Annotated in this window: 31 protein-coding genes; 9 read left to right on the forward strand and 22 right to left on the reverse strand. The window is 74.6% G+C overall.

What is annotated here, in order from left to right; translation table 11 throughout:
* Nucleotides 1-141: 141 nt before the first annotated feature.
* From ACI79Q_RS14275 to ACI79Q_RS14300, 6 genes are all read right to left on the reverse strand, one after another.
* Nucleotides 142-1161 (reverse strand): ABC transporter substrate-binding protein, encoded by a 1020-nt coding sequence (locus ACI79Q_RS14275; RefSeq protein WP_456614893.1) that lies wholly within the window; start codon nt 1159-1161, stop codon nt 142-144.
* 83 nt (nt 1162-1244) lie between these two features.
* A complete protein-coding gene (locus ACI79Q_RS14280; RefSeq protein ID WP_456590046.1) occupies nt 1245-2090 on the reverse strand; it encodes an ABC transporter ATP-binding protein in 846 nt (281 codons plus the stop codon).
* Nucleotides 2087-3193, reverse strand: coding sequence for a FecCD family ABC transporter permease (locus tag ACI79Q_RS14285; protein WP_456597764.1), 1107 nt, complete (start codon nt 3191-3193; stop codon nt 2087-2089). The genes ACI79Q_RS14280 and ACI79Q_RS14285 overlap by 4 nt, the downstream gene beginning before the upstream one ends.
* Complete coding sequence (locus ACI79Q_RS14290; protein ID WP_456597765.1) at nt 3190-4245, reverse strand: FecCD family ABC transporter permease; 1056 nt, start codon at nt 4243-4245, stop codon at nt 3190-3192. Before ACI79Q_RS14290 ends, ACI79Q_RS14285 begins: the two co-directional genes overlap by 4 nt.
* Nucleotides 4246-4336: 91 nt before the next feature.
* Nucleotides 4337-5050: a mycothiol-dependent nitroreductase Rv2466c family protein gene (locus ACI79Q_RS14295; protein ID WP_456614894.1), complete on the reverse strand. Its 714-nt coding sequence runs from the start codon at nt 5048-5050 to the stop codon at nt 4337-4339.
* 110 nt (nt 5051-5160) lie between these two features.
* Complete coding sequence (locus ACI79Q_RS14300) at nt 5161-5655, reverse strand: glutathione peroxidase (RefSeq protein ID WP_456590050.1); 495 nt, start codon at nt 5653-5655, stop codon at nt 5161-5163.
* Between the two features lie 92 nt (nt 5656-5747).
* Between ACI79Q_RS14300 and ACI79Q_RS14305 the strand changes: the two genes are divergently transcribed.
* A complete protein-coding gene (locus tag ACI79Q_RS14305) occupies nt 5748-5948 on the forward strand; it encodes a hypothetical protein (protein ID WP_456590051.1) in 201 nt (66 codons plus the stop codon).
* 10 nt (nt 5949-5958) lie between these two features.
* Here ACI79Q_RS14305 and ACI79Q_RS14310 read toward each other — a convergent pair whose 3' ends face one another.
* The gene (locus ACI79Q_RS14310; RefSeq protein ID WP_456597769.1) at nt 5959-6363 is read right to left on the reverse strand and encodes a DUF2237 family protein; all 405 of its coding nucleotides are present in this window, start codon (nt 6361-6363) and stop codon (nt 5959-5961) included.
* A gap of 55 nt (nt 6364-6418) precedes the next feature.
* Here ACI79Q_RS14310 and ACI79Q_RS14315 point away from each other — a divergent pair, with 55 nt between their 5' ends.
* Entirely contained in the window at nt 6419-8386 is a 1968-nt protein-coding gene (locus tag ACI79Q_RS14315) for an acetoacetate--CoA ligase (RefSeq protein ID WP_456599997.1), read from the forward strand.
* Nucleotides 8387-8406: 20 nt separating this feature from the next.
* Here the strand turns inward: ACI79Q_RS14315 and ACI79Q_RS14320 are convergent, their stop codons facing one another.
* Nucleotides 8407-9576: an epoxide hydrolase family protein gene (locus ACI79Q_RS14320; protein WP_456590054.1), complete on the reverse strand. Its 1170-nt coding sequence runs from the start codon at nt 9574-9576 to the stop codon at nt 8407-8409.
* A 59-nt stretch (nt 9577-9635) separates the two neighbouring features.
* On the opposite strand from ACI79Q_RS14320, the gene ACI79Q_RS14325 reads away from it, so the two are divergent.
* Both ACI79Q_RS14325 and ACI79Q_RS14330 read left to right on the forward strand, forming a co-directional pair.
* Nucleotides 9636-10592 carry a helix-turn-helix transcriptional regulator gene (locus ACI79Q_RS14325; RefSeq protein WP_456599995.1) on the forward strand — a complete coding sequence of 319 codons (957 nt, stop codon included), beginning with the start codon at nt 9636-9638 and terminating at the stop codon, nt 10590-10592.
* Nucleotides 10593-10695: 103 nt separating this feature from the next.
* The gene (locus tag ACI79Q_RS14330; RefSeq protein ID WP_456590056.1) at nt 10696-11952 is read left to right on the forward strand and encodes an acyl-CoA dehydrogenase family protein; all 1257 of its coding nucleotides are present in this window, start codon (nt 10696-10698) and stop codon (nt 11950-11952) included.
* Between the two features lie 74 nt (nt 11953-12026).
* On the opposite strand, the gene ACI79Q_RS14335 is transcribed toward ACI79Q_RS14330, so the two are convergent.
* The 10 genes from ACI79Q_RS14335 to ACI79Q_RS14380 form a co-directional block, all read right to left on the reverse strand.
* Nucleotides 12027-13046: a DNA polymerase III subunit beta family protein gene (locus ACI79Q_RS14335; protein ID WP_456613243.1), complete on the reverse strand. Its 1020-nt coding sequence runs from the start codon at nt 13044-13046 to the stop codon at nt 12027-12029.
* Between the two features lie 34 nt (nt 13047-13080).
* Nucleotides 13081-14193 carry an FUSC family protein gene (locus ACI79Q_RS14340; protein WP_456590058.1) on the reverse strand — a complete coding sequence of 371 codons (1113 nt, stop codon included), beginning with the start codon at nt 14191-14193 and terminating at the stop codon, nt 13081-13083.
* Nucleotides 14194-14284: 91 nt separating this feature from the next.
* Nucleotides 14285-15523, reverse strand: a complete 1239-nt coding sequence (locus ACI79Q_RS14345; RefSeq protein ID WP_456599993.1) for an MFS transporter — start codon at nt 15521-15523, stop codon at nt 14285-14287.
* A 46-nt stretch (nt 15524-15569) separates the two neighbouring features.
* Nucleotides 15570-15914, reverse strand: coding sequence for a TfoX/Sxy family protein (locus ACI79Q_RS14350; protein WP_456590060.1), 345 nt, complete (start codon nt 15912-15914; stop codon nt 15570-15572).
* Nucleotides 15915-15958: 44 nt separating this feature from the next.
* Complete coding sequence (locus ACI79Q_RS14355) at nt 15959-16624, reverse strand: maleylpyruvate isomerase family mycothiol-dependent enzyme (protein ID WP_456614895.1); 666 nt, start codon at nt 16622-16624, stop codon at nt 15959-15961.
* A 4-nt stretch (nt 16625-16628) separates the two neighbouring features.
* Nucleotides 16629-17336 carry a DUF4386 domain-containing protein gene (locus ACI79Q_RS14360; RefSeq protein ID WP_456599991.1) on the reverse strand — a complete coding sequence of 236 codons (708 nt, stop codon included), beginning with the start codon at nt 17334-17336 and terminating at the stop codon, nt 16629-16631.
* Nucleotides 17333-17800 carry a nitroreductase family deazaflavin-dependent oxidoreductase gene (locus ACI79Q_RS14365; protein WP_456599990.1) on the reverse strand — a complete coding sequence of 156 codons (468 nt, stop codon included), beginning with the start codon at nt 17798-17800 and terminating at the stop codon, nt 17333-17335. The genes ACI79Q_RS14360 and ACI79Q_RS14365 overlap by 4 nt, the downstream gene beginning before the upstream one ends.
* Before the next feature lie 84 nt (nt 17801-17884).
* A complete protein-coding gene (locus ACI79Q_RS14370) occupies nt 17885-18577 on the reverse strand; it encodes a TetR/AcrR family transcriptional regulator C-terminal domain-containing protein (RefSeq protein ID WP_456599989.1) in 693 nt (230 codons plus the stop codon).
* Between the two features lie 61 nt (nt 18578-18638).
* Nucleotides 18639-20348 carry a glycoside hydrolase family 13 protein gene (locus ACI79Q_RS14375; RefSeq protein WP_456590065.1) on the reverse strand — a complete coding sequence of 570 codons (1710 nt, stop codon included), beginning with the start codon at nt 20346-20348 and terminating at the stop codon, nt 18639-18641.
* 37 nt (nt 20349-20385) lie between these two features.
* Nucleotides 20386-20775 carry a VOC family protein gene (locus ACI79Q_RS14380; RefSeq protein ID WP_456590066.1) on the reverse strand — a complete coding sequence of 130 codons (390 nt, stop codon included), beginning with the start codon at nt 20773-20775 and terminating at the stop codon, nt 20386-20388.
* 121 nt (nt 20776-20896) lie between these two features.
* Between ACI79Q_RS14380 and ACI79Q_RS14385 the strand changes: the two genes are divergently transcribed.
* The 3 genes from ACI79Q_RS14385 to ACI79Q_RS14395 are packed head-to-tail and all read left to right on the forward strand — an operon-like array spanning nt 20897 to nt 23378.
* Nucleotides 20897-22252 carry an MFS transporter gene (locus ACI79Q_RS14385; RefSeq protein WP_456614896.1) on the forward strand — a complete coding sequence of 452 codons (1356 nt, stop codon included), beginning with the start codon at nt 20897-20899 and terminating at the stop codon, nt 22250-22252.
* Nucleotides 22240-22632 carry an FKBP-type peptidyl-prolyl cis-trans isomerase gene (locus tag ACI79Q_RS14390; protein WP_456590068.1) on the forward strand — a complete coding sequence of 131 codons (393 nt, stop codon included), beginning with the start codon at nt 22240-22242 and terminating at the stop codon, nt 22630-22632. Before ACI79Q_RS14385 ends, ACI79Q_RS14390 begins: the two co-directional genes overlap by 13 nt.
* 41 nt (nt 22633-22673) lie before the next feature.
* Nucleotides 22674-23378: a DsbA family oxidoreductase gene (locus tag ACI79Q_RS14395; protein WP_456590069.1), complete on the forward strand. Its 705-nt coding sequence runs from the start codon at nt 22674-22676 to the stop codon at nt 23376-23378.
* Here the strand turns inward: ACI79Q_RS14395 and ACI79Q_RS14400 are convergent.
* From ACI79Q_RS14400 to ACI79Q_RS14410, 3 genes are all read right to left on the reverse strand, one after another.
* Nucleotides 23363-24325 (reverse strand): NAD(P)H-dependent flavin oxidoreductase, encoded by a 963-nt coding sequence (locus ACI79Q_RS14400; RefSeq protein WP_456614897.1) that lies wholly within the window; start codon nt 24323-24325, stop codon nt 23363-23365. The genes ACI79Q_RS14395 and ACI79Q_RS14400 overlap by 16 nt on opposite strands.
* 31 nt (nt 24326-24356) lie before the next feature.
* The gene (locus tag ACI79Q_RS14405; RefSeq protein WP_456590071.1) at nt 24357-24599 is read right to left on the reverse strand and encodes an acyl carrier protein; all 243 of its coding nucleotides are present in this window, start codon (nt 24597-24599) and stop codon (nt 24357-24359) included.
* A 68-nt stretch (nt 24600-24667) separates the two neighbouring features.
* Nucleotides 24668-24886 (reverse strand): hypothetical protein, encoded by a 219-nt coding sequence (locus tag ACI79Q_RS14410; protein WP_456590072.1) that lies wholly within the window; start codon nt 24884-24886, stop codon nt 24668-24670.
* A 55-nt stretch (nt 24887-24941) separates the two neighbouring features.
* On the opposite strand from ACI79Q_RS14410, the gene ACI79Q_RS14415 reads away from it, so the two are divergent.
* Nucleotides 24942-25289 carry an ArsR/SmtB family transcription factor gene (locus ACI79Q_RS14415; RefSeq protein WP_456599985.1) on the forward strand — a complete coding sequence of 116 codons (348 nt, stop codon included), beginning with the start codon at nt 24942-24944 and terminating at the stop codon, nt 25287-25289.
* Nucleotides 25286-25822: an SRPBCC family protein gene (locus ACI79Q_RS14420; protein ID WP_456590074.1), complete on the forward strand. Its 537-nt coding sequence runs from the start codon at nt 25286-25288 to the stop codon at nt 25820-25822. Before ACI79Q_RS14415 ends, ACI79Q_RS14420 begins: the two co-directional genes overlap by 4 nt.
* On the opposite strand, the gene ACI79Q_RS14425 is transcribed toward ACI79Q_RS14420, so the two are convergent.
* Nucleotides 25798-26973: an NADH:flavin oxidoreductase/NADH oxidase gene (locus ACI79Q_RS14425; protein ID WP_456614898.1), complete on the reverse strand. Its 1176-nt coding sequence runs from the start codon at nt 26971-26973 to the stop codon at nt 25798-25800. The genes ACI79Q_RS14420 and ACI79Q_RS14425 overlap by 25 nt on opposite strands.
* Nucleotides 26974-26993: the final 20 nt, after the last annotated feature.

Here is a 26993-nt window from a genome sequence, read left to right on the forward strand (position 1 = left end):
CCCCCCCCCCCCCCCCCCCCCCCCCCCCCCCCCCCCCCCCCCCCCCCCCCCCCCCCCCCCCCCCCCCCCCCCCCCCCCCCCCCCCCCCCCCCGGGGCCGTGCTGCGCCGAGATCACGTGATCTCGGCAGCGGGGCGGTGCGTCAGGGCGTGACGTCCTCGGCCTCGGTCAGCCAGTCGGCCAGCTCCTGCATGTACTCGGCCTGGGCGGCGTAGTCCATGCCGATGTACTTCCACGGGTAGGCCTGGTCGGCCTGGAGGGCCGGCAGCCGGGCGGCGGTCGGCTGGGTGGCCATCTCCTCGGGGGTCATCCCCCCGCGCAGCGAGTACAGGAGCACGTCGCTGGGGTGGTCGGGCACCTGCTCCCAGCCCACCGGCTTCCAGAAGTAGCCCTCCTCGCCCAGGTCGACGAAGTCGACGCCGAGGTCGGAGTAGAGGCGCAGGGCCGGGTCGTCCTCGGCCTTGCCCATCCACCAGCCCTCCGAGGGGGTGGCGTAGACCGGCAGGACGCTGAGGCCCTTCTCGCCGGCCTCGGTGAGCGCCGCCGCGGCCTCCTCGTACTCGGCGCGGGCCGACTCGATGGTGCCGGAGTCCGCGCCCAGGCTCTCGGCGAGGTCGGCCACCTCCTCCATGACGTCGGCGGCCGACCCGCGGTAGGCGATGGCGACGACGGGGGCGATCTGCTCGAGCTGCTCGAGCTGCTCGGGCGACTCGATGCCGTACGGCGGCGACGACGGGTCCAGCGTCCCCGCCGAGTCCACCGGGTAGACCGAGGTGATGATCAGGTCGGGGTCGGCCGCGGCCAGCTGCTCGAGGTCGATCTGCCCGTAGGTCTCGCCCACGATCTCGACGTCGGAGAGGTCGCGCCCCTCGAACGCGACGTCGTCGGCCGCGGAGGTCTGGCCGAAGGTGGCCACCGGCTCGACGCCGTAGTTCCACAGCGAGGCCATGACGTCGTTGAGGCCGGCGATCCGGGTCGGCGTCTCGTCCAGCTCGACGGTGTTGTCCAGGGCGTCGGTGTACTCCCAGGCCTCGCCGGAGGCGGTCGGCTCCGTACCGGCGCCCGCGTCGGTGTCCGTGTCCTCGGATCCGCAGGCGCTGAGGCCGACGGCCGTGCCCAGGGCCAGGAAGCCGCCGAGCAGGCGGCGAGAGGTGCGGTGCAAGGGGACTCCCTCGGGTGCGGGGATGCATGATCATCCCGATCGAGGGAAGGTTAGCCTGCCCTAAGTCCCGGAGGGAAGGCGGGTCACCGCAGGCGGCGCACCGGCACGACCATCGGCGTCCCCGTCACCGGGTCGGGGAGCACCCGGGCCTCGAGGTCGAACACCTCGGCGAGGAGGTGCTCGGTGAGCACCTCGTGCGGGGTGCCCGAGGCGACGAGCGCACCGTCCTTCATCGCCACCAGCCGCTGGGCGTACCGGGCGGCGAGGTTGAGGTCGTGCAGCACGACCACGACCGTCCGGCCCCGCTCGGCGTGCAGCCGGCCCACCAGGTCCAGGACGTCGATCTGGTGGGAGAGGTCGAGGTAGGTGGTGGGCTCGTCGAGCAGCAGCAGGTCGGTGCCCTGCGCCAGCGCCATCGAGATCCAGGCCCGCTGCCGCTGGCCGCCGGAGAGCGCGTCGACCGGGCGGTCGGCGAGCTCGGCCATGCCCGTCCAGGACAGCGCCTCGGCCACCAGGGCCTCGTCGTCGCGCGACCACTGGCGCAGCCACGTCTGGTGCGGGTGCCGCCCGCGGGCCACCAGGTCGCCGACGCTGAGCCCCTCGGGGGCCACCGGCGTCTGCGGCAGCAGGCCGAGCACCTTCGCCACCTCGCGGGTCGGCGTGCGGGCGATCGACCGGCCGTCCAGCAGCACCTGGCCCGACGCCGGGCGCAGCAGCCGGCCGAGCGCGCGCAGCAGCGTGGACTTGCCACAGCCGTTCGGACCCACGATCGCGGTGAAGGAGCCCTCGGTCAGCGCGAGGTCGAGCCCGTCCACGACGACCTGGTCGTCGTAGGCCAGCCGGAGCTCCTCCGCCGCCAGCCGCACGGGTGCCGGTGGGGCGGCGGGCTCCGCCCGGTGCAGGAGCTCGGTACCCGGGTGGATCGTCATGCTGTCGCTCGCCGCCTTCCACGGACCAGGAGCCAGAGCAGGTAGGGAGCGCCGATCGCGGCGGTGAGGATGCCGACCGGCAGGGCCTGGGGGAGCATCGTCCGGGTCACCAGGTCGGCGGCCACCACGAGCAGCGCGCCGAGCAGCCCCGAGGTCAGCAGCGGCGGGCGCGAGCCGCGGGTCAGCCGCACCGCGATCTGCGGCACGACCAGGGCCACGAACGTGATCGGCCCGGCGGCCGAGACCGCGAAGCCGACGAGGCCCACCGCGAGTAGCACGACCGCGGTCTGCGCCCCGGCCAGCCGCACGCCGAGCCCGCGCGCGGTGTCGTCGCCGAACTGCATGACCCCCAGCGCCCGGCCGGCGGCGAGCGCCGGCGGGAGCAGCACGGCGACGGCGACGGCGAGGGGCAGCGCGTCGTTCCAGGTGCGGGCGTTGAGCGAGCCGGTGATCCACACGTACGCCGACGCGGCGTCGTAGATCTCGGCGCGGGTGAGCAGCCAGTCGACCAGCGCGGCGCCGACCGACCACAGCGCGATGCCGATGAGGACCAGCCGGTACCCGTCGATCCCCGCCCGCCAGGCCAGCACGAACAGCAGCACGCCGGTGACCAGGCCACCCAGCAGCGCGGCCAGGGGAACGCCGAGACCGCCCAGCACCTCGCCGGTGGAGGTGCCGCTGGTCAGCACGATGGCCGCCACCGCCCCCACCGAGGCGCCGCTGGTGATGCCCAGGGTGTCGGGGGAGGCGAGCGGGTTGCGGGCGAAGGTCTGGAAGAGCGCGCCGGAGACCCCGAGGGCCAGCCCGACCAGTGCGCCGACGACGACCCGCGGGGCGCGCAGCTGCAGGACGATGAACTCCTGCGTCTGCTCGCCCAGGCCGACCAGCGTCCGCAGCACCTCGCCGACGCCGATCGGGTAGTCGCCGCGCCCCATGCTCAGGGCCGAGACCAGCACCAGCGCGGCCAGCGCGGCCACCGGCACGACGACGTCGCGCCAGCGGACGATCGCCGAGACCGGGCCCACCCGCACGGGCGTGCCGCTGCGCAGCGGGGGGCGGGCGGTCGGCGCGGGCCGCGGGCGGGCCGGGGCGGTGGCGGTCACAGGGTGACCGTCCGGCGACGTCGCACGAGCGCGACGAAGAACGGCGCCCCGATGAGCGCCAGGACGATGCCGACCTGCAGCTCCCCCGGGCGGGCCACGACGCGGCCGATCACGTCGGCGGCCAGCAGCAGCGCGGCGCCCAGGAGGCCGGAGCAGGGGATCAGCCACCGGTGGTCGGGGCCGGTGAGCGCGCGGACGACGTGCGGCACGACCAGGCCGACGAAGGCGATCGGCCCGCAGGCGGCGGTCGCGGCGCCGGCCAGCAGGGTGATGGCGGCCAGGCCGATCGTCCGCGCCTGCCAGACGCGCTGGCCCAGGCCGCGGGCGACGTCCTCACCGAGCCCGAGCAGGTTCAGCGCCGGGGCGTTGGCCAGGGCGAGCACCACCCCGGCCGCGATGAACGGGCCCACCTGCCAGGCGATGTCGGCCCCGCGGCCGGCCAGCGAGCCGACCACCCAGAACCGGAAGCTGTCCAGGGTCTGCTCGTCGGTGACGACGACGGCGCGCACCAGGGCGAAGAACAGCGCCGACAGCGCGGCCCCCGCGAGCGCCAGGGTGACCGGTGTGGCCCCGCCGCGCCCGGCCGAGCCGATCGCGTAGACCAGGACCGTGCCGACCAGGGCGCCGGCGAAGGCGAACCAGACGTAGCCACCGGGCGTCCGGATGCCCAGCGCGGCGATGGCCAGCACGACGGCGAGGCTGGCGCCGGCGGTCACGCCGAGCAGCCCGGGGTCGCCCAGCGGGTTGCGGGTGTGTCCCTGCATCAGGGCCCCGGCCACGCCCAGCGCCGCACCGACCATGAGCCCCAGCACCGTGCGGGGGACCCGCAGCTGCCGGACGATCACCGCCTCCTCGGAACCCAGCGCCGAGTCGAGCAGCGACCGCCACACGTCGGCGAGGCCGATGGAGCGCGTGCCGACCGCGATGCTGGCCAGCGCGGCGGCGACGACCAGCACCAGCAGCAGGGCCAGCGTGCCCAGCCGTCGGCCGCGCGCCGGCGGTGCCGGAGGTCGTGCCGAGTCCCGGGCCGGGACGTCGACCGTGGTGGCCACGAGCAGCTCCCGGGACGGACGGCGTGGTCAGATAAGGCTTACCTTAGCTCGCTCGGTCGATCCCGCCACTCCCGCATGGGGCCGCGACAGCTCAGCGCTTCTGCCGGCGGCTCCCGCCGTGCCAGTCCTCCTGCCGGCCGATCTCGCCGGCCTGCACGCCGAAGGCCGGCAGCTGGGGGCGCTCGCGCAGGCTGCGCTTCAGCTCGGCGAAGCCGGGGAACGAGGCGAGCCCCACGACGTGGTCCCACAGCGCGACGGCCTCGTCCTCGGCGGGCAGCCGGCTGATGACCGGCCCGAAGAACGCCACGCCCTCGGGGGGCCGGAAGTGCAGGATCGGCGTCCCGACGTCCTTGCCGGCGAGCCCGAGCGCCTCGTCGGTCTCCGCCTGGATCTGCGCGTCCCAGCTGTCGTCGTCCACGGCATCGGCGAGCGCCGTGGGCAGCCCCGCCTCGGCGAGCGCCGGCTCGGCGAACTCCCGGGTGCCGCGCCGCGCCTCGTCGCCCGGGTTCGCGGGCTGCTCGAAGACGCGTGCGCCGAGCGCCGCGTAGAGCGGGCCGACGGCCTCGGGGCCGTGCTCGGCGCGGGTGCGGGCGGCGACCCGCAGCAGGCGCAGACCCGACGTGTGCCCGGCCTCGTACTCGGGCGGGAAGTGGCTGGCGTAGTCGACGTGGGCGTTGAGCAGCCGCAGCGAGATGAACCGCCACTCGACGGCGTACTCCCGCTGCGCGCTCACCTGCCGGACCCACTTGCTCGTCATCCAGGCGAACGGGCAGACCGGGTCGAACCAGAAGCGCAGATCGGCCATGGCGCGAACCTAGGCGCTCCCGCCCGACCGCGCCGCCCCAGTGCTGGGGCCGCGCCCCCAGCACCGTGCGGCCGGGGTCGCGACCACGAGCCTGGGGTGAGGGGCCGGCGTCAGACCGGCAGGACCGACTCGATGGCGGCCCGGACCTCGGGGGCGTCGGGCTCGGTGCGCGGCCGGAAGCGGGCCACCACCTCGCCCTGGCCGCTGAGCACCCACTTCTCGAAGTTCCAGGCGACGTCGCCGTCCTGCCCGTCCACGTCGGGCACGGCGGTGAGCTGCCGGAAGAGCGGGTGCGCGCCCGGGCCGTTCACCTCGGCCTTCTCCGTCAGCGGGAAGGTGACGCCGTAGGTGGCCGAGCAGAACTGCTCGATCTCCTCGGCGGTGCCGGGCTCCTGCCCCATGAACTGGTTGCAGGGCACGCCCACGACGGTGAAGCCGCGGTCGCGGTACTCCTCGTGCAGCGCCTCCAGCGCGGTGTACTGCGGGGTCAGGCCGCAGCGGCTGGCCACGTTGACGACCAGCGCCGGGCCGCCGGCGGTCAGCTCCCGCAGCGTCGTGGCGGCGCCCTGCAGCGTGGTCACGGGCGTGTCGAGGAGGTCGCTCATGCTCGGCCGCAGCGCCGCCGGCCGAGGGTTCATTCCAGGCCGGCCCCCACCGCGGCGCCTAGGGTGGCGGGTGTCCGGCACGAGGAGGTCCCGTGGAGTGGCTGCTGATCACGGCGGCGGTGCTGGTGGTGGTCGCCGCAACCCTCTACGTCCGGCGCGGGCCGCGGCAGGAGGAGTGGCGCGACGAGCTGCCCGACGGCCGCCTCGACCGCGACCGGACGGACGGCCCGGACGCGCGCGGCGCGGTCAACAAGCACAGCTGGATGCTGGGCGGTGGAGGGTCCGGGGGCTGAGCCCGGCGGTTCAGCCCAGACCGCTGGCGTCGTCCGGGACGTCGACGGCGTAGCGGCGCAACGCCTCCAGCGGCACGACCTCCAGGGCGCGGGCGTTGGTGGCGGCCAGCACGACCCCCGCCGCCGCACCCGCCTGGTAGGCCTGCAGCCAGCGGGTGGCGACCACGCACCAGCGATCGCCCGGCCGCAGCCCGGGGAAGCCGTATTCCGGGCGCGGGGTGCTGAGGTCGTTGCCCAGCTCCCGCTGCACCGCCAGGAACTCGGTGGAGACGACGGTGCAGACCGTGTGCCGGCCGAGGTCGTCGGGGCCGCTGCGGCAGTGCCCGTCGCGGTAGAAGCCGGTGACCGGGTCCGTGCCGCAGGGCTCCAGCGGCCCACCGAGGACGTTCCGCTCGCCGGCGGGGTCGGGCAGCACGGGCCCTCCTCGGGTGGGCGTGGTGGGCGGGCGTCCAGGATGGCATGGTGCGGGCGTGAGCGAGATCCCCGAGATCCTCTGGCGGCCCACCGCCGCGTCGATCGCCGGCACCCGGAGCGCCGCCTTCGCCGGCTGGGTGGCGCAGCGCCGCGGCCTCTCCTTCGGTGACCCGGTCGACTACGACGCCCTGTGGCGGTGGTCGATCGAGCACCTCGACCAGTTCTGGGGTGACCTCGCCCGCTGGACCGGCGTGCTCGACGTCCCCGATGACCAGGTGCTCACCTCCCGCGAGATGCCGGGCGCGGTCTGGTTCCCGGGGACGGCGGTCAACTACGCCGAGCAGGTGTTCCGCCAGGCCGCCGACGACCGGCCCGCGCTGATCGCCGTCGCGGAGGACACCGAGCCCGTCGAGATCCCGTGGGCCGAACTCCGTGGCCAGGTGGGGGCCTTCGCCGCCACGCTGCGCCGCCTCGGCGTCCGTCCCGGTGACCGGGTCGCCGGCTATCTGCCCAACGTCCCCGAGACGATCGTCGCCTTCCTCGGCGCGGCCGCGGTCGGGGCCGTCTGGTCGTCCTGCGCGCCCGACTTCGGCACCCGCGCCGTCCTCGACCGGTTCGCCCAGATCGAGCCCACCGTGCTGGTCGCCGTCGACGGGTACCGGTTCAACGGGCGAGCGCACGACCGGCGTGAGGTGGTGGCGCAGCTGCGCGAGGCGCTGCCCACGGTGCGGACGACGATCGCCGTCCCCCGGATCTTCCCCGACGAGGTGCCCGACGGCGCCCTGCCCTGGGCCGACGCCGTCGCCGACCGGCAGGACCCGGCGTTCGAGCCGACGCCGTTCGACGCGCCGCTGTGGATCGTCTACTCGTCGGGCACGACCGGGCTCCCCAAGGGGATCGTGCACGGTCACGGCGGGGTGGTGCTGGAGCACCTCAAGTGGGGGCTGCTGCACCAGGACCTGGCGCCGGGCGCCCGCTTCTACTGGTACACCTCCACCGCCTGGATGATGTGGAACGTCGTCGCCTCCTCGCTGCTGTCGGGCGCCACGGCGGTGCTCCACGACGGGGCGCCCGCCTACCCGACCGTGGACGCGCAGTTCGCCCTCGCCGCGAAGGTCGGGATCACCCTGCTGGGCACCAGCCCCGGGTACCTGGGCGCCTGCCAGAAGGCCGGCGTCCGCCCGGGCGACGACCACGACCTCTCCGCGCTGCGCGTGCTCGGCTGCACCGGCTCCCCCCTGCCCGAGGCCTCCTACCGCTGGGTCTACGACGCCGTGGGCACGGACCTGCAGCTGGTCTCCGCGTCCGGTGGCACCGACGTCGCCACCGGTTTCATCGGGAGCTCACCGCTGCTCCCGGTCACGGTGGGCGAGCTGCAGCGGCCCATGCTGGGTGTGGCCGTGGAGTCGTGGAACGAGCAGGGCGAGCCGGTGGTCGGCGAGCTGGGGGAGCTGGTGGTCACCGAGCCGATGCCCTCGATGCCGCTGTACTTCTGGAACGACCCGGACGGCGCGCGGTACCGGGCGGCGTACTTCGAGCCGTGGCCCGGGGTGTGGCGGCACGGCGACTGGCTGGAGATCACCGAGCGCGGCACCTGCATCATCACCGGCCGGTCGGACTCCACGCTCAACCGCGGCGGGGTGCGCATGGGCACCGCGGACATCTACGCCGCCGTCGAGGCCTTCCCCGAGGTCGTCGACTGCGTCGTGCTCGGGGTCGAGCTGCCCGAGGGCGGCTACTGGATGCCGCTGTTCGTGCAGCTCGCCCCGGGGGAGGAGCTGACCGACGAGCTCGTGGGGCGGCTCCGGGAGGAGATCCGGACGACGGCCAGCCCGCGCCACGTGCCCGACGAGGTCATCGCCGTCCCCGGCGTGCCGCACACCCGCACCGGCAAGCGGCTGGAGGTGCCGCTCAAGCGGCTGTTCCAGGGCGTGGACCCGGCGAAGGCCGTGAACACCGGCACCGTCGACGACGCCGCGCTGGTCGAGCACTTCATCCGGCTGGCGAGGGACCGCACGCACTAGCCGCACCGACCGCCCGGCGGTCAGCGGGCGGTGCGCGCCAGCGTGGCGAAGAAGGCCCGGATGTCGCCGGCGAGGACGTCCGGCCGTTCGAGCGCCGCGTAGTGCCCCCCGCCCTCGAACTCGCTCCAGTGGACGATGGCGTCGTTGTCCCGCTCGGCGAAGGCGCGGATGCTCTTGAAGTCGTCGGAGAAGACCGCGACGCCGACGGGCGAGTGGTTGACGGCCGGCTCGCGCTGCGCGTGGGCCTCCTCGTAGTGGTACCGGCCGACGCTCGCCGAGGTGTTCGTGAGCCACTCGAGGGTGACCTCGGTGAGGATCTGCTCGGTGGTGACGAGGCTCGTGCCGTTGCCGAAGGACTGGAAGAGCTCGTTCCACGCGAGCTGCCCGACGGGGGAGTCCGACAACGCGGCGGCGACGGTCTGCGGGCGCGAGGCGTTGAGCGCGTTGTAGCCGCCGACCGACTGGAACCACTGCAGGTGCTCCAGCGCCGCGTGGTCCTTCGGCTCGAGCTTCTCGAACTCGGCCGGGTCGCCCGAGGGGAACGAGAACAGCTGCAGGACGTGGGCGCCGAGGAAGCCCGCCGGCTCGAGCAGGCCGAGTTCGCGGGCGACCATCGCCCCGGTGTCGCTGCCGTGCGCGCCGTAGCTGTCGTAGCCGAGCCGTCGCATGAGGGAGTCGTAGGTGCGGGCGACGCGGGCCGTGGTCCAGCCGCGGTCCGTGACCGGGGTGCTGAAGGCGAACCCCGGCATCGAGGGCACCACCACGGAGAAGGCGTCCTCGGCCGCACCGCCGTGGGCGACCGGATCGGTCAGCGGGCGGATGAGCTCGAGGAAGTCGACGAAGGAGCCCGGGTAGCTGTGCAGCAGCAGCAACGGGGTGGCGCCGGCCTCCACCGACGGAACGTGCAGGAAGTGGATCGTCTGGCCGTCGATATCGGTGAGGAAGTGCGGGAACTCGTTCATCCGCGCCTCCGCCGCACGCCAGTCGTACGCGGTGCGCCACTGCTCGACGACGTCGACCAGGTAGCTGTTCGGGACGCCGTAGGTCCAGTCGTCGCCCGGGGCGGGTGCCGGGAAGCGGGTGCGCCCCAGCCGGGCGAGGAGGTCGTCGAGGTCGGCCTGCGGGATCTCGACCCGGAACGGCCGGATGCCGGTGGAGGAGGTGGTCGGAGTGTCCGTCGTGGAGGTCATGGGACGAACCTAGGAGGCCAACAGGAACGGTTCGCTCCTGTTGGTGCGAGGATTCTCCGGTGCTCGAGACGTCGGCCCGCCTGCTGGCCCTGCTCGCCCTGCTGCAGGCCCGGCCGGCCTGGTCGGGGCCGGAGCTCGCGGACCGTCTGGGGGTGACGACGCGGACCGTCCGCAACGACGTGGAGCGACTGCGCACCCTCGGCTATCCCGTGGAGGCCACCCGCGGCTCGCTGGGGCGCTACCGGCTGGGGGCCGGCGCATCGCTCCCGCCGCTGCTGCTCGACGACGACGAGGCCGTCGCCCTCGCGCTCGGCCTGCGGGCTGCGTCGGCGAGCGCGATCGAGCGCGTCGCGGAGACCAGCGCGCGGGCACTGGCGAAGCTCGAGCAGGTGCTGCCCGCACGACTGCGCCGCCAGGTCGGCAGCCTGACGGCGGCCACCACCCAGATCGCCGACGACGCGGGCACGCCCGAGGAGGATCCGCCGGTCGACCCGACCGTGCTCACCGCGGTGGCGGCGGCGATCCGGGACGTGGAGTGGCTGCGCTTCGAGCACGACGGCGTCCGCGTGCTCGTCGAGCCGTACCGGCTCGTCAGCTGGGAGCGCCGGTGGTACCTGCTGGGTCGCGAGCCGGAGAGCGGCCGCTGGCGGGTGTTCCGGGTCGACCGCCTGGCCCTCGGCCCCCGCACCGGCCGGCGGTTCACCCCGGAGCCCCTGCCCACCGAGGACCTGCGCGCCTACGTCATGCGGGCGGTGGCCTCGGAGGGGTGGGCCGTCCACGCCCGGATCACCGTGCTGGCGCCGGCCGCCGAGGTGCGTGCCCGCATCAACCCGGCCGTCGGCGTCGTCGAGCCGGTCGACGCGCGCACCAGCACGCTCGTGACGGGGGCGGACAGCTTCGAGACGATGGCCGTGTACATCTCGCTGCTCGACCTGGACTTCCGGGTGCTCGAGCCGCCGGAGCTCGTCGAGCGGCTGCGCGTTCTCGCGGCCCGCTACACCGCCGCCACGACGTGACCCACCCGTGAGGCTGCTCACCTCGCGGGTGACGACGGCGTGCCGGGGGAACAGGCAGCCGCCAAGGTGGAGTGATCACCGCCCTCGACGAGGAGGACGCGCCATGACCAGCACCGACGAGATCCGCGAGCCGCAGCCGCCGGTGCTGCTGCCGCCGTGGCACACCCCGGAGCGGGAGGCGCTGCAGGAGCAGGCGCGCCGGTTCGCGATGGAGGAGGTGCTGCCGGTCGCGAACGAGCTCGACCCGCAGAAGGGCGAGATCCCGGCGTCCCTGCTGGCGCGGCTGGCCGAGCTGGGCTACTTCGGCATCACCGTGCCCGCGGAGCAGGGCGGACTGGGCCTCGGCGTCTTCGAGTACTGCATGGTCAGCGAGGAGCTGGCCCGCGCCTGGATGTCGACGGCGAGCATCCTGGCCCGCTCCCAGGGTCTGGGGACGGCGGTCCTCGACGCCGACCGGCGGCACGAGCTGCTGGGCCGTAGCGCCCGGGGGGAGTGGATCGGCGCGATCGCGCTCTCGGAGCCCGACGCCGGCTCCGACCTCGCCGGCGTCTCCACCCGGGCGGTGCTCGACGGCGACGAGTGGGTCGTCACCGGCCGCAAGCGCTGGTGCGGCAACGCCAAGGCCGCCGACTTCATCCAGGTCCTGGTGCGCGAGCGCGACCCGGAGCCGGGGGAGTCGCGCTCGGCCGGGCTGATCAACCTGCTGCTGGAGAAGGAGCGCGGGGAGTTCCCCGAGGGCCTGTCCGGCTCCCCGATCGACAAGATCGGCTACCACGGCTTCCTCACCTGGGACCTCACCTTCGACGGCGTCCGGATCCCCCGGGAGAACGTGATCGACCAGGCGAAGGCCGCGCAGGAGGAGAGCGCCGAGGAGGGGGACGCCGCGAAGCAGGCGGGATTCGCCGAGGCGCAGAAGTTCCTCAACACCGCCCGCGTGCACACCGCGGCCCGGGCCGTGGGGCTGGCGCGCGCGGCGCTGGAGGACTGCATCCGCTACCTGCAGGAGCGCGAGCAGTTCGGCCACCCGATCGGCGACTTCCAGGCGCTGCGCTTCGCCGTCGCCGAGATGGCCGCGCAGATCGAGCAGTCGCGCGCCTTCTACCGCCAGGTCGCCCACCTGCTCGACCTGGGGCTGCCGGTGCACAAGGAGGCGTCGATGGTGAAGCTGGAGGCCACCGAGATGTCGGTGCGGGTGACCAACCAGGCCATGCAGCTGCACGGCGGGAACGGCTACACCACCGAGCGGCAGGTGGAGCGGCACTGGCGGGACGCCCGGCTGACCACGATCTTCGAGGGCACCAGCGAGATCCAGAAGCGGATCATCAGCGACCGGCTGCTCCCCCGCTCGCCGCTGGGCTGAGCCGGCCCCGCGACTGTGCGCTGATCGGGGTGATGAGCTGCCCGAGACCCCGATCAGCGCACAGCGGCGCTAGATCAGTCCAGCGCGATCGGCATCAGCATGCTGAGGTCGCCGGACCGGCCCGGTGCCCGCATGACCAGCGGCGCGATCGGCCCGTCGAGGTCGAGCACCAGCTGGCCGGCGTCCTCGGCGTCCAGGGCCTGGAGCAGGAACTCGCGGTTCACGCCCACCTCGACGTCGCCGAGGCTCAGCACGGTGGCGGCGTGCTCGGTGCCGTCCTCCGGGCTGCGCACCGTCCGGATCGGGGCGGCGGCCAGCTGCTCGCGGAACCGCGCGACGTCGACCTCGACCCGGGAGCTGCCCGACGCCCGCACGATCCGGCGGTAGTCGGGGAAGTCGGCGTCCACGCGGCGCCCGCGCACCGACCTGTCGCCGGCCGCGAGGACGACGTCCGCGCCGTCCACCGAGACGGTCAGGGGGCCGTCGTCGGGCGTCAGGGTCAGCAGCGCCTCGTCGACCAGCGCCACGGGGAGGACGGCGCTGACGGCCTGGCCCTCCACGGCGGCGTCGGCCAGGGTTCGCACCGCCAGGCGGTAGCGGTCGGTGGCCACCAGGCGGACGTCGTCGGCGTCGGCGTCGAGGAGCACGCCGGTGAGCGCCGGGAGTTCGGGGTCGCGGCCGACGGCGAAGCGCACGCCCCGCAGGGCGTCGAGGAAGGTCGCGGTCGTGCTGCGGATGCTGGTCATGAGGCTCTCCTGGGCCAGTAGGGATCGGGCGTGGAAGAGCTCGCGGCGGGCGTCGGCCAGCCCGTCCTCGAGGCGCCGCAGGTGCGCCTCGAGGACGACATCGGCGACGGCCGGGTCGTCCCGGTGCTCGACCACCCGGCGGATCTCGGCGAGCGGCATGGCCACCCGCCGCAGCCGGGCGACGAGCCGGGCGACGACGACCTGCTCGTCGCTGTACCAGCGGTAGCCGCTCCACGGGTCCACGCGGGCCGGCACGAGCACGCCGGCGCCGTCGTAGAACCGCAGGGCGCTCACCGTCAGGCCCGAGTCGCGCGCCATCCGGCCGATCCCCCGCATGCGTTCCTCCACGCCCCGGACCCTCGGGCCTCGACCGGGTCGAGGGTCAAGCATCGCCCGCCGGGCGGACGGACTCCAGCGACCGGCGGACGGCCCCGGCGATGTTTCCGGCGTCGAGCAGGTCGTCGTCGGTGGTGGCCCGGGCGCGGCGCAGCTCGGTGGTGAACTCGGCAAGCGCGGCATCGGCCCGGCGGACGGCCTCGGGGTCGGCCGTCGCGCCGCCGACCGAGCGGAGCACGTCCGCCAGGGCGGCCAGGGCCCGGGATGCCGGAGGTCGCAGCCGCGGCCCCAGCGGGACCGTCTCCAGATCGGCGAGCTCGGTCTCGGCGATCAGCTGGGTGAGGTCCTCGACGAGCAGCGTCAGGCGCTCGAGCGCCCGGGCCTGCCGGTACTGACGGTCGGCCGCCTCCCGGTACCGGGTCGCGCGGCGGTTGCCCCGGCGGGCCTCGTCGGTCAGGCGGACGGCGTCGCGCATGTGGGCCAGCAGCGGGTCGAGCGTGCGGATCCGGCCGCGCCACTCGTCCTGCGTGGGTGGGTGGTCCTGCCGCAACCCGTCGACCAGGTCGTCCAGCTGCCCGGCGAGGGCGTCCCGCAGGGTCGCGAGCGTCTGTTCCGCCGGTGCCAGGGGAAGCGGCGGGAAGGCGGCGGTCACGGCGAGGCCGACGAGCGCCCCCATGAAGGTGAGCCCGAGGTAGCCGAGCACGTACGCCGTCGTGTTCTCGTTGCCGAAGAGCAGGATGAACAACGCGGCCGTGGACAGCCAGCTGCTGGCGCTGCCCAGCCACTCCCACCCGGAGAGCACGACGCTGACGGCGATGACGACGGCGAGGGTGACCAGCCGCTGGCCGATCAGCACGTCGCCGACCAGGGCGACCCCGGCACCCAGCGCGATGGCGGCGACCGTCTGCACCGACGAGCGGACCGAGCCGGCCAGGGTGGACGCGGTGGTGGCGATGACCGCGCCGAGCGGGGCGTAGTACGGGTAGTCCGAGAGGGGGCCGGGGACCAGGAGGGCCAGCCACCAGGCGAGCGTGGCCGCGACGGCGGCTCGCACCGCGAGGCCGATCCGGGGGTGCCGGGCCCAGGTGCGGCGCGCCGCCCCCCACCAGGAGCGGCGGTGCCCGGACCCGTCGCCGGACCGGGAGCTGGAGTGCTGCATCACCGTCCCGTCCGTCGCCGGGAGGTCGTCCTCCCGGACCTGGCATTGCACCACGGCGGGCGGGGACGCGCTGCCGCGGCCGAGCTCGTGGTCAGCCCGTGGGCGCGGCCTCGTCGGCGTGCGCGACGTGGGCCAGCTCGCGCCAGATGAGCGCGAGGATCACCGCCGAGCCGACGAAGGCGAACCAGAACGGCCCGGTGATGCCCCACACCTTGGCGATGACGCCGCCGAGCGCCTGGCCGGCGACGATCCCGCCGAACACGCCGATGTAGTAGAGGCTGCCCACCCGGCCCTGCAGCTCCGTGGGCACCGCCCGCATGCGGATGGTCCGTGACGTCGTCCCCCAGACGAAGAGGTGCGCGCCGAAGACGAACAGGATCGTCGCCGCGACCCACGGGACCGTGGTCAGCGCCAGGCCCAGGTGCGTGAGGGTCTCGATGACCAGCCCGACGCGCATGAGCAGGGCGAGGTCGGCGCGCCGGGCCAGCCAGTCGTAGGACGCGGTGCCGAGCAGGCCCCCCACCGCCGTCACCGTGGTCAGCAGCCCGAACCCGATCGCGCCGAGCCCCAGCCGGTCGGTCGCGTAGAGCACCAGCACCGACCACGCGGCGCCGTAGGTGACGTTGAAGGTGACGATCGTGATCGTCAGCGTGCGCACCGGGCCGTTGCCCCACGTCCAGCGCAGCCCCTCGACGATCTCCCGGCCGACGTGCCGCCCGCCCGGCGCGCGGGGGAGCGGGGGCAGCGCCATGCGCACGAGCAGCAGCGCGCCGAGCGCCACGCACAGCCCCTGCACCAGGAACGGCCAGGCCGAGCCCGCCGCGAACAGCACCGCGCCCAGGGCAGGGCCGGCCATCTGGTTCATGGTCAGCGCACCGGCCATCATCCGGGCGTTGCCGACGCCGAGGTCGGCGCGGTCGACGACCATCGGCAGCAGCGTCCCGGAGGTCGTGTCGGCGAAGACCTCGGCGGTGCCCAGCAGGAACATCGCGGCGAGGACCACCGCGATGCCCGCTCGGCCGGTGACGAGGGCGAGTGTCAGCACGCCGAGGACGACGGCGCGCGCCACGTCGACGGCGATCACCAGCAGGCGGCGGTCCACCCGGTCGGCGAGCACCCCGGCGTAGAGGCCGAACAGCAGCCAGGGCAGCCGCTGCAGCAGGGCGGCGAGCGCGACGAGGAAGGGGTCGCTGGTCTGGGACGCCACCAGCAGCGGCCCGGCGGCCAGCGCGATGCCGTCGCCGAGGTTGGTCACCCAGGAGGAGCCGACCAGCCAGCGGAACGGCGTCCCCATGCGCGCCGGGAGCACTGCTTCGACGACCCGGCCCACGAGGTGAGGAGCTTAGGCGGGTGGGGTGGGGCGGGAGCCCGCCCGGTCAGCGGGCTGCAGCCTGCTCGGCGTTGTGCTCCAGGACGGCGTCGATCCAGAAGTGCAGGTCCTCGTCCGCGGCGAGGGCGGCCCCGTCGACGGCGATCCACCCCTCGCCCATCGACCGGCCGGCGCCCATCTCGGCCCGGTGGGCCCCGGCCACCTCGAGGCAATCGGCATCGCGGCCGCGGGAGACGCGCACCAGCAGGTCGCCGCCGCCGGCCGAGACGCAGGCCACCATCTTCTCGCCGACCATGAACGCGAGGCCGCCGAACATCTTCACCTCGCGGACGGCCTTCTCCGCGGGGAGCGCGTCGCGGACGCGGTCTGCCAGTGCGACGTCGTAGGCCATGCGCGGTCCTCTCCTCCGGGACGCCGGCAGCCTAGGGCCTGCGGTCATCGCTCGGACGGTCTGCGCTCCTCCCCGTCCCGGCGCCCGGACGGTTGCCCCAGCCGGACGCGCAGGACCGGTACGCCGTCGCCGTCGAGGTGGTCGAGCGCGGCCGGGCGGCCGGTCATCGCGAGCAGGAGCGCATCGGCGTTCCCGCGGACGGCGGGGCCGGTGCCGTGCGCCCAGTCGAGGTCGTCCGCCTCGAACCGCAGACCGTCCAGCGTGCCCTTGCGGACGAAGCCACCGTCGGCCACCAAGGTCAGGGACGTCCGCAGGCGCTCCTCGGGGACGTCGCGCGCGATGCCCAGCGGCCAGCGGATGTCCAGGCCGTGCACGAGGAGGTCGGTGAGGGGCGCCTCGGGGCCTGCCCCGGGCGGGGTGAACCGCGAGCCGGCCTTCCGGTGCAGCACCTCGACGAGCTCGCCGAAGGGCCGGCGCGCCTGCTCGCGGGTCACCCGGACGTTCGCCCGGTCGAAGTTCCCCCGGCACGCGAGCATCGCCAGCACGAACTTCGGGGTGCTCACCTCCAGGGGCACGACCAGGTGCGCGACCACGTCGTGCACGGTCCACGCGCTGCAGAGGCTCGGCGTCGCCTGCTGCTCACCGGTCAGCCCCGACAGGAGGGCGGCCAGCTCGCGGCGCTCGCCGGCGATCTCCGCGAACGTGTCCACGCCGTCATCGTGCCAGCGGTGCGCCTGGCCCGGGGCCGGTTGCTGCCCGGGCCGCACGTCGGCCGCGCCACAGGAGCCACAGCGCCAGCAGGACCTCGCCGAGGAAGGTGAACTGCGCGACGGTCGGCCAGGACCCCGCCGAGAGCACCGCCCCGGCGCTGTCGAACGCGTAGCCCAGGCCGGCCACGACCAGGAGCACGCCCAGCCCCCGCGGTGCGGCGCGCCACCGGTGGGCCAGCACCCCGACGAGCACCAGATGGACGCCGAACAGCAGCAGGCCGGTGTTCCAGATGGCGTCGAACCGGTCGATCTCCGCTGCGCCGAGGACGGCATCGGTGGCGAGCAGGTTCGCCGCCGCCGCCAGGTGGCCGATCGCGACGAGGAACACAGCGGTGTACACCAGCCGGCAGACCGCGGCCAGCAGGGACAGCCGGGCGTCGACCGGCGCGAACACCTGGTGGAGCGCCCAGGCGACGACGACGTCGAGGACGGCCACCCCGATCAGGCACAGGATGCCGGCGCGGAACAGACCTTCGGCGGCGAGGACGTCGGTGGCGGTCCGCCCCGGATCGCCGGGCGTCACCAGACCCTCCACGGCGGCGCCGTAGCCGACGGCCGCCAGCGCCGCCATCAGCAGGAGTGCGGTGCCGGCGACGAGGCCCGCGCGGCGGTCCAGCTCCCGCCGCTCGACGTGCAGCTGCGCCGTCGTCACCGGCCGGCCTCCGATACCCGGAGGAAGTCGACGACGCCGAAGAGCCGGTGCATCCGCTGCTCACCGGGCGGGAAGAACCGGTTCCCCTCGTCTGCCGGAACCAGGCGCGGCCGCTGCACCGGCACCGACCGGCCCTCGTGCTCGACGGTGGCGCTGCCGGCCGCCAGCACGTTGCGCACCCAGTCGGCGCCCGGGCCGTAGGGCAGGGCGAACAGGAAGCCGTCGTCGGTCGGCACCGCGACGGCCGGCGTCCGGTAGGCGGCACCGCTCACCCGGCCGCGGTGGTGCACTACCGACGCGTACGCACCGGGCTGCCCGGCCGTCTCCAGCTGGCGGGGGTTCGTGACGTCGCGGTTGAACCTGCGGACGGCGCGTTGGACGGGCCCCCACTTCGCGCGGAAGGACTGCACGAACAGCGCGGTCAGCAGCAGGAGCAGCGCTGCGCCGATCCGGATGGCACCCATGGCATCTCCCTTACGGTGTAAGGATCCCTTACGCCGTAAGGTAGCGAGCCGGCGCGGACGTGTCCAGGCCGTCGGCCACCGACCTCAGCTGTGGCCGACGCGCCGGTCGAGCCCGTCGAGGAGGAGATCCAGGGCGAACTCGAACTCGGCCTGGTCGTCGCACCAGCCGAGGACCCCCTCGTCCTCGTGGACGGTGTCGGCGAGCATGCCGGCCAGGTGCGGGTACCGGTCGGCCAGCTGCTCGAGCATCGCCATCGCCTCCTGCCCACCGGTCTCCGGATCGGCCGGGGTGAACAGCTCGCGGGTGAAGCCCAGGGCCCGGGAACCGAGCGCGTGCATGGCGTGGTGGGCCAGGTCGTAGGAGAAGCCGCCCGCCCGCAGGATGCCGAGCAGCCCGTCGTAGTAGCCGACGATCTCGGCGTTCATGGCGGTCCGCGTCTCGATGACCGGCGGTGCCCAGGTGTGCCGCAGCAGTACCTGGCGGGCCGTGAGGACGCGGGCCCGCAGCGCCGCCCGCCAGTCCTCCGCCGGGTCCGGGCCGACGCCGTCCACGGCGGCGACGATCTCGCCGATCACCACCTCGACGACGCCGTCGAGGACGGCCTCCTTGTTGGCGACGTGGTGGTACAGCGACATGGCCTCGACCCCGAGCTCCTGGGCCAGCCGCCGCATGGTCAGCGCGGCGAGGCCCTCGCGGTCGGCGAGGTCGACGGCAGCCTGCAGCACCCGCCGGCGGGTCAGCGCCGAGCGGGCGGGAGCGTCGGTACGGGGTGCCATGGACCACCTGTCCGCGGGGGATCGACCCGTACACCGTAAGGAGCGCCGGGCGGTTGGTGGCTCACGGCAGGCGCAGGACGCGGGCCTCCCAGGGGCGCAGCTCGGCGGGGTCGTCGTCGGCCATGTTGCCCAGCACCAGCTCGGCGGCCGGCGCCTCGGGCAGCAGCTCGGCCAACCGGTACGGCGTCCGCGACAGGTTGCAGACGACGAGCAGCTCGACGCCGCCCAGCGAGCGGGTGAACGCGTACACCTCGTCGTGGTCGGGCAGCAGCATGGTGAAGTCGCCCAGGGCGACGACGTCGTCGGTGTGGCGCAGCGCGATGAGCCGCCGGTAGTGGGCGAGCACCGAGGTGTCGTCGTCCCGCTGTGCCGCCACGTTCCACTCCACGTGGTCGGGGTTCACCGCCAGCCACGGCGTCCCGGTGGTGAAGCCGGCGTGCGGCGAGGCGTCCCACTGCACCGGCGTGCGGGCGTTGTCCCGGCTCATGCACCGCAGCGCGGCCAGCACCTCCGCCGGGTCGTGGCCGGCGGAGACGGCGTGCACGTGGTGGTTGAGCGACTCGACGTCGGCGAACTCCTCCAGCGAGGTGAACGGGTAGTTCGCCATCCCGATCTCCTGGCCCTGGTAGACGTACGGCGTCCCCCGGTGCAGGTGCAGCAGGGTGGCGAGGCAGGTCGCCGAGTCGCGGCGGTACTGCGGTGAGTCGTCGCCGAACCGGGACACCGCCCGCGGCTGGTCGTGGTTGTCCCAGTAGAGGGAGTTCCACCCCACCTCGGCCAGGCCGGCCTGCCAGCGGCCGAACGAGGCCTTGAGGTCGCGCATCCGCAGCGGGTGGACGTCCCACTTCGACGTCCCGTGGTCCAGCCCCACGTGCTCGAACTGGAAGACCATGTCCACCTCGCCGCGGGCCGGGTCGGTGAACAGCCGGGCCTGCTCGACGGTCACGCCGGGCATCTCGCCGACGGTCAGCAGCTTCTCGGAGCGCCCGGCGAATACCTCCCGGTGCATCTCCTGCAGGAACTCGTGGATCCGCGGCCCGCACAGGTAGGACGCCGAGCCGTCACCCAGCGACGAGCCGGGCAGCGGGGGCCCGTCGTGCAGCTCGCCGGCCGGTCCGACGTCCTTGCTGATCATGTTGATGACGTCCATGCGGAAGCCGTCGACCCCGCGGTCGAGCCACCACCGCATCATCTCGTACACCGCCTGCCGGACCTCCGGGTTCTCCCAGTTGAGGTCGGGCTGCCGGCGGTCGAACAGGTGCAGGTAGTACTCGTCGCTGGCCTCGTCGAGCTCCCAGGTCGGGCCGGAGAAGAACGACTGCCAGTTCGTCGGCTCCGCGCCCGGGGCGCCCGGTGCCATGCCGCGCCGCGGCGGCCGCCACCAGTACCAGTCGCGCTTGGGCGAGTCCTTCGACGAGCGGGACTCGACGAACCACGGGTGCTGGTCGCTGGTGTGGTTGACCACCAGGTCCATCACCAGCTTGATGCCGCGGGCGTGGAGTGCCTCGATCAGCTCGTCGAGCTGCTCCAGGGTGCCGAAGAGCGGATCGATGTCCTGGTAGTCGCTGATGTCGTAGCCGTTGTCGGCCTGCGGCGAGGGGTAGACCGGCGAGAGCCACAGGACGTCGACGCCGAGGTCGGCCAGGTGGTCGACGTGCAGCAGGATCCCGCCGAGGTCGCCGATGCCGTCGCCGTCGGAGTCGGCGAACGAGCGCGGGTAGACCTGGTAGACGACGGCACGGGTCCACCACGGGGGCTGCTCGACGGGCATGTGCCCAGCCCAGCACGCCGGGCGGCCCGCCGCACGGTCAGGGTGCCGGGAACCCGTGGTGCACGGCCTCCACGTTGTTGCCGTCGGGATCCCGGAAGAAGACGCCGTAGTAGCCCGGGTGGTACTCGGGCCACTCCCGCGGCTCGTGCAGGATCTCCGCGCCCGCCGCCCGCGCCGCGGCGAACACCTCGTCGACGGCCGCGCGCGAGGGTGCCGCCAGCGCCAGGTGCACCGGGCGGTGGCCGGTGTCCTCGGCGGGGCTCGTCCACAGCTGCGGCTGCCCGTCGGGCCCCGCCAGGCCGATCACCGGCCCGTGCGGGGTGTCGATGCGCATCGCCTCGCGGACGCCGCAGGTCGCGAAGACGCGCTGGTAGAAGGAGGCCGCCGCCTCGGCGTCGGCGCACTGCAGGCCCAGGTGGTCGATCATGCCCGCCGACCGTAGCGGCGCGGGCGCCCCTCGGGCACCGGTCCGTCGCGCCGGCCGGAAACCGGGTGGGGATCCGTCGCACCCGTCGTCCAGGATGGGCCCCGACCCCGGGAGGTGACCTGTGACGCTGCCGCGCGCCCTGGCGCCGCTCCGGCACACCTCCTACCGGTTGCTGGCGGCTGCGATGGCGCTGTCGCTGCTCACCCAGGGGCTGTGGGCGATCGCCATGGTCTGGCAGGTCCTCGGCCTCGACGGTGGCCCGGGGGCGTTGTCCCTGGTCGCCGCGCTCAGCTCCGGCGGCATGCTGGTGACGACGCTGCTCGGCGGGGCGCTGGCCGACCGGGTACCCCAGCGGCGGCTGCTGCTGGTCGTCGCGCTGCTGCAGGGCGGCGCGGTCTCCGTGGCGGCCGCGCTGTCGCTCACCGGCGTGCTCGAGCTGTGGCAGCTCGCGCTGGTCTCGCTCGTCGACGGCGTCGCCCTGGGGATGTTCTACCCCGCCTACTCGGCGCTGGTGCCCGCCCTCGTACCCGCGGAGGACCTGCTCGCGGTCAACGGGCTGGAGGGCGCGGTCCGCCCCGTGCTGGGCCAGGCGGCCGGGCCCGCGGCGGCCGGCTTCCTCGTCGCCGCGTGGTCCCCGGGCGCGGCGCTGGCGGTCACCGCCGCGACCGCCTTCCTCGCCGCCGCCTTCCTGTGGGCCCTGCCCAGCACCCCGGTGCGTCGCCCGCCGGCGGCCGACGGCGACCCGCCGCCCGGCCTGCTCGCCGACGTCCGCGAGGGCGTGCGCTACATGGTCGCCACCCCGTGGCTGCTCGCGACGCTGCTGTTCGCCGCCTTCATGCTGCTGGCCTTCATCGGCCCGTTCGAGGTGCTCGTCCCGTTCGCCATCGCCGACGCCGGCGGCGGGGCCCGCCAGCACGCCTGGGTGCTGGTCGCCTTCGGCTTCGGCGGGGCGCTGGGCTCGCTGCTGGTCGCCTCGTGGCGGCTGCCGCGCCGCTACCTCACGGTGATGACCCTGCTGTGGGGGCTGGGCTGCATCCCGCTGGTCGCGTTCGGCTTCACCACCGACCTCGTCGTCATGCTCGCGGCGGCGGCCGTGGTCGGCGGCACCTCGCAGGCCGGCATGGTCATCTGGGGCACGCTGCTGCAGCGCCGGGTGCCGGGCGAGCTGCTGGGGCGGGTCTCCAGCCTCGACTTCTTCGTCTCGCTGAGCCTCATGCCGCTGTCCATGGCGCTCGCGGCGCCGCTGGCCGAGCTGGTCGGGCGCTCCGGTGCCTTCCTGGTGGCGGGTCTCGCCCCGCCGGTGTTCGCCGTCGTCGCCATCTGGGCCGCGCGCCTCCCCGCCGACGAGATCGCCCACCCCCTCGACGTCGGCGCCCCGACGGCCGCGGAAGAGCCGCCCGGCCCGGCCGCTGCTTGGATGGGGGGTGACGACGCCGGGACAGCCCCGGCGCGGGAGGGAGAACCGTGGCCGAGCTGACCCGACCGGACGTCGAGCCGCCCACCGGGCCGGCGCCCGACGACCTGGTGATCGAGGACCTCGTCGTCGGCGACGGCCCCGAGGCCAAGGCCGGCGACCTGGTGAGCTGCCACTACGTCGGCGTCACCCACGAGGGTGGCGAGCAGTTCGACGCCTCCTGGGACCGGGGCGACCCGCTGGAGTTCCGCGTGGGCGTCGGCATGGTCATCCAGGGCTGGGACGAGGGCATCGTCGGCATGAAGGTCGGCGGCCGCCGCCGGCTCACCATCCCGCCGCACAAGGCCTACGGCGACCGCGGCGCCGGCGGCGTGATCAAGCCCGGCGCCACGCTGGTCTTCGTCGTCGACCTCGTCGGCATCCGCTCCTTCACCGGCGGCTGACCCGGCGGAAGGATCGAGGCGGCGACGACGTTGGGCCAGGCATGCAGGTAGAGGTCTGGTCCGACGTCGTGTGCCCGTGGTGCTACATCGGGAAGCGCCGGCTGGAGTCCGCGCTGGAGAAGTTCCCGCACCGCGACCAGGTCGAGGTCGTGTGGCGCTCCTTCCAGCTCGACCCGAGCGTCCCCGAGGGCGAGACGCACCCCACGCTCCCGGCGCTGGCGCGCAAGTACGGCACGACCGTCGAGCAGATGCGCGAGAACATGGCGCAGGTCGAGCAGGTCGCGGCCGGTGAGGGGCTGGAGTACCACCTCGCCGACGCCGTCAGCGGCAACACCCTGCTGGCCCACGAGCTGCTGCACCTGGCCGCCGAGCACGGCAAGCGCAACGAGCTCAAGGAGCTCCTGCTGCACGCCTACTTCGAGGAGGGCCGGCCGGTCTTCGACGTCGACTCGCTCGTCCCGTTCGGGGTGCAGGTCGGGCTGGACGAGGCCGAGATCCGGGAGGCGCTGACCGACCGCCGCTACCTCGCCGCCGTCCGGCAGGAGGGCGCCACCGCGCAGGCCCTGGGCGCCACGGGCGTGCCGTTCTTCGTCGTCGACCGGAAGTACGGGGCCGCGGGCGCCCAGCCGGCCGAGCTGCTGCTGCAGGTGCTGGAGCGGGCCTGGGCCGACGCCCACCCGCTGGTCACCGTGCCGGCCGCCGAGGGCTGCACCGACGACGGCTGCGCCGTTCAGCCCAGTAGCTGACCGACCGCGCGCAGCGCCTGCTCGGCTCCGGTGTCCAGCTCACGGACGACGTCGGTGGCCGAGCGCTCGGCGGTGACCAGGCCGACGGCCTCCCCGGCGTAGACCGGCGCGGTCGCCGGGTCCCCGGTGCGCCGGCCGTCCACCACGGACTGCCGGGCCTCGGCGTCGTGCACCAGTTCCTCCTCGCGGCCGTGCCAGACCCGGGAGAAGTCGTTGACCAGCGCCCGCCCGGGCCAGCGCTCCGGCCAGGCGAGCCCCTCCGCGACGTCGAAGGCGCGGGTCAGCACGGTCTCCTCGCCGGTCGCCTGCCGCACCCGCTCCCGTGCGGCGGCGGAGTTCAGCCCCTCCGTGCAGGACAGCAGAGCCGTCCCGATCCACACGCCCGCCGCGCCGGCGGCAAGGGCGGCGGCCATCCCGCGGCCGGTCGCGATGCCGCCGGCGGCGACCACCGGGCGATCGGTGAGGGGGAGTACCTCCTGCAGCAGCGGGAGCAGGCCGCGGTGCCCGGTGTGGCCGCCCGCCTCGGTGCCCTGCGCGACCAGAACGTCGACGCCGGCGTCGAGCGCGCCTCGCGCGTCGGCGACGGTGTTGACCTGGGCGCAGACGGCGATCCCGGCATCGTGCAGCGCCGGCACGTAGGGGGCCGGGTCGCCGAAGGAGACCGACACCAGGGCCGGCCGCGCGGCGACCGTCGCCGCGAGCAGGTCGGGCCGGTCGGCGAGCGCCCAGGCCATCAGCCCGACGCCGAACGGCAGCCCGTCGGCGCGCGGGATCGCGCACTGCTCGGAGAGGAAGTCGGCGCTGTGCTTCGCGCTGATCCCGATCATCCCGAGCCCGCCGGCGCGGGACACCGCGGCAGCGAGCCCCCCACCAGCCACGCCGGCCATCGGGGCCCCGATGACCGGCGTGGTGAGGGAGAAGCGGCGGGTCAATGCGGTCGTGAGCACCTGCCCATCGTCTCGCTGACCCACAGCGGAGTCACTGGGTGGCGGGGCCGCCCTGCTCGGTGCCCTGCAGGCGGCCGAGGAACTCGTGGCAGCGCTTCGCGCGCTGGGAGTCCTGCTCCATGACCTCGCGGAAGAACGCCGCGACGTCGTCCAGGCCGGCGTTCTCGGCGTCCCGGACGTACTGGCCGTAGTCGTGCCCGGCCTTGAGCGAGTGGTACTGGACGGAGACGAGGTCGTAGAAGACGTCCTCGAAGCCGGTCTCACCGGTGGCCATCGGTCCTCCTCGGTTCAGGTGTGTGGGACGAGGCCGCCCTACCCCGGAAGAACCGGTTCGTCACACGGTCAGGCCGGCGGGGTCCCGCCGAACGCGCCTCCGGTGACGTCGCTGCCGCCCGCCTCGTCCTCCAGGTTCTGGCTGGTGGGCAGCTCGTCCTCGCCGCTCGACGTCGCGTCGTCCCCGGCCGAGGCGAGGTCGGCGCCCTCGCCGTAGGCGCCCGGATCGGCCTGCAGGGTCCGGGGGTCGTTGAGCGGATCGGGGTTGTCGGGATCGGTGACGGTCATGGACGCCTCCTTTCCCGGGGCGCCGTGCGCCAACCCCTCGACGGATACGTAACACATGTGTTACTCATTGGGCGTGGAGGCGCTCCAGGCGCTGGCGGACCCGACGCGGCGCGAGCTGATCGCGCTGCTGGCCGGCGGGGAGCGGACGGCGGGGGAGCTGGCGGCGCCGTTCCCGGTCAGCCGCCCCGCGATCAGCCGGCACCTGCGCGTCCTCCGCGAGAGCGGGCTGGTCCGGGTGCGGGCCGAGGGGCGGGAGCGCCGCTACGCGCTCGACCCGAAGCCGCTGCGCGAGCTCGACGAGTGGCTGGAGCCCTACCGCGACCTGTGGGCGCACCGACTGGACGCCCTGGACACCGAGATCGCCCGCGGCCGGCGGGCGCGCAGGGACGGAGGACCGACATGACCCCACGCGGCAGCGACACCGATCTGGAGACCCGGCGCGGCGTCGTCACCACCGAGCCGGACGGCCGGCAGCGGCTGGAGTTCCGCCGCAGCTGGCCCGACCCGATCGAGGACGTCTGGGCAGCGCTCACCGAGCCCGTCCGCCTGGCCCGCTGGATCGGCACCTACGAGGGCGAGCGCGGCCCCGGTGGCACGGGCACCTTCACGATGACGCACGAGGACGAACCGGTCGGGGAGCCGATGGCGATCGTCGAGTGCGACCCGCCGCGCCGGCTGGTCGTGCAGTGGACCCAGGAGCAGGACGGCCTCGGCGTCTGGCGCATCGACCTGGACCTGTTCGTGGAGGGCGATCGGACCGTCCTCCGCTTCGTGCAGTTCTTCGCCGCCGGCCTCGACGTCACCGACTTCGCGATGGGCTGGCACTGGTACCTCGACAAGCTCGATGCCGAACTCGGCGGCCGCCCGGCCCCGGGCGACTGGGCGGCCTTCCTCGCCGAGACCGGTCCGGGCTACGGGCGACCCGCCGGGGCCTGATCGGTCACCTGGACCGGGTCCGGGCCGGTCCACGGGCCGAGCCGGCCCAGCAGGCGCCCCCGCGAGGCGAGCCGGGGGCCTGCCTGCACCGGGTAGGCGTCGTAGCCGTCGGTGAGGTCCCGGGCGGCGTGCACGGCGAAGTTCGGGTCGTCCTGCGCCTCGCGCGCCACCGCGACCAGGTCCGCGGCGCCGCCGGCGACGATCGCCTCGGCCTGCCGGGCGTCGACGACCAGCCCCACGGCCATCGTCGGAATGTCGGCCTGCTCACGGATCGCCGCGGCGTAGGGCACCTGGTAGCCGTAGCCGATCGGGTGCTCCCAGCCCCCGCCGATGCCGCCGCCGGAGACGTCGACGGCGTCCACCCCGCGGGCACGCAGCTCCCGGGCGAAGGCGACCGTGTCCTCGATCGTGAGCCCGTCGCCGGAGCCGTCGACGGCGGAGACCCGCACCAGCAGCGGCTTGCCGGCGGGCCAGGCGGCGCGCACCGCGTCCACCACCTCGAGCGGGAACCGCATCCGCGCCTCGCGGGAGCCCCCGTACGAGTCGTCGCGCCGGTTGGTGAGCGGGGAGAGGAACTGGTGCAGCAGGTAGCCGTGCGCGGCGTGCACCTCCACGACGTCGAACCCGGCGGCGTCGGCCCGTCGGGCGGCGGCGGCGAACGCGTCCCGCACCCCCGCCAGCTCCACCTCGGAGAGCGCGTGCGGCACCGGCCATCCGTCCCCGGCCGGCACGGCGGACGCCGAGACGGTCGGCCACGGGGCCTCGCCCGGGCGGGCGTCGTCCTCGGTCACCGGCCCCGAGCCCTCCCACGGCCGGCGGCTGCTGGCCTTGGCGCCGGCGTGCGCCAGCTGGATGCCTGCCGCCGTCCCCTCGGCGTGCAGGAAGTCGACCACCCGGGCCAGCCCGGGTGCGTGGTCGTCGGACCACAGGCCGACGTCGCCGTGGCTGATCCGCCCCTCCGGGGTCACCGCGGTGGCCTCCACGACCACCAGCCCGAAGCCGCCCAGGGCGAACCGCCCGAGGTGCACGAGGTGGTAGTCGCCGACCCGGCCGTCGGTCACCGAGTACTGGCACATCGGGGCCACGGCGAGGCGATTGCGGAGCGTCACGTCGCGGAGACGGAGCGGCGAGAGAAGCGCGGGAGAGCTCACGAAGTGTGGCGAACACCGCC

The organism is Blastococcus sp. SYSU DS0828 (assembly GCF_054050975.1).

Excerpts from the sequence above, each read along its gene's own strand:
- ACI79Q_RS14280 (WP_456590046.1), bottom strand. The coding sequence starts at position 2,090 with ATGACGATCCACCCGGGTACCGAGCTCCTGCACCGGGCGGAGCCCGCC.
- ACI79Q_RS14295 (WP_456614894.1), bottom strand. The coding sequence starts at position 5,050 with ATGGCCGATCTGCGCTTCTGGTTCGACCCGGTCTGCCCGTTCGCCTGG.
- ACI79Q_RS14300 (WP_456590050.1), bottom strand. The coding sequence starts at position 5,655 with ATGAGCGACCTCCTCGACACGCCCGTGACCACGCTGCAGGGCGCCGCC.
- ACI79Q_RS14320 (WP_456590054.1), bottom strand. The coding sequence starts at position 9,576 with ATGACCTCCACGACGGACACTCCGACCACCTCCTCCACCGGCATCCGG.
- ACI79Q_RS14330 (WP_456590056.1), top strand. The coding sequence starts at position 10,696 with ATGACCAGCACCGACGAGATCCGCGAGCCGCAGCCGCCGGTGCTGCTG.
- ACI79Q_RS14340 (WP_456590058.1), bottom strand. The coding sequence starts at position 14,193 with ATGCAGCACTCCAGCTCCCGGTCCGGCGACGGGTCCGGGCACCGCCGC.
- ACI79Q_RS14350 (WP_456590060.1), bottom strand. The coding sequence starts at position 15,914 with ATGGCCTACGACGTCGCACTGGCAGACCGCGTCCGCGACGCGCTCCCC.
- ACI79Q_RS14365 (WP_456599990.1), bottom strand. The coding sequence starts at position 17,800 with ATGGGTGCCATCCGGATCGGCGCAGCGCTGCTCCTGCTGCTGACCGCG.
- ACI79Q_RS14370 (WP_456599989.1), bottom strand. The coding sequence starts at position 18,577 with ATGGCACCCCGTACCGACGCTCCCGCCCGCTCGGCGCTGACCCGCCGG.
- ACI79Q_RS14375 (WP_456590065.1), bottom strand. The coding sequence starts at position 20,348 with ATGCCCGTCGAGCAGCCCCCGTGGTGGACCCGTGCCGTCGTCTACCAG.
- ACI79Q_RS14380 (WP_456590066.1), bottom strand. The coding sequence starts at position 20,775 with ATGATCGACCACCTGGGCCTGCAGTGCGCCGACGCCGAGGCGGCGGCC.
- ACI79Q_RS14395 (WP_456590069.1), top strand. The coding sequence starts at position 22,674 with ATGCAGGTAGAGGTCTGGTCCGACGTCGTGTGCCCGTGGTGCTACATC.
- ACI79Q_RS14405 (WP_456590071.1), bottom strand. The coding sequence starts at position 24,599 with ATGGCCACCGGTGAGACCGGCTTCGAGGACGTCTTCTACGACCTCGTC.
- ACI79Q_RS14410 (WP_456590072.1), bottom strand. The coding sequence starts at position 24,886 with ATGACCGTCACCGATCCCGACAACCCCGATCCGCTCAACGACCCCCGG.
- ACI79Q_RS14415 (WP_456599985.1), top strand. The coding sequence starts at position 24,942 with ATGTGTTACTCATTGGGCGTGGAGGCGCTCCAGGCGCTGGCGGACCCG.
- ACI79Q_RS14420 (WP_456590074.1), top strand. The coding sequence starts at position 25,286 with ATGACCCCACGCGGCAGCGACACCGATCTGGAGACCCGGCGCGGCGTC.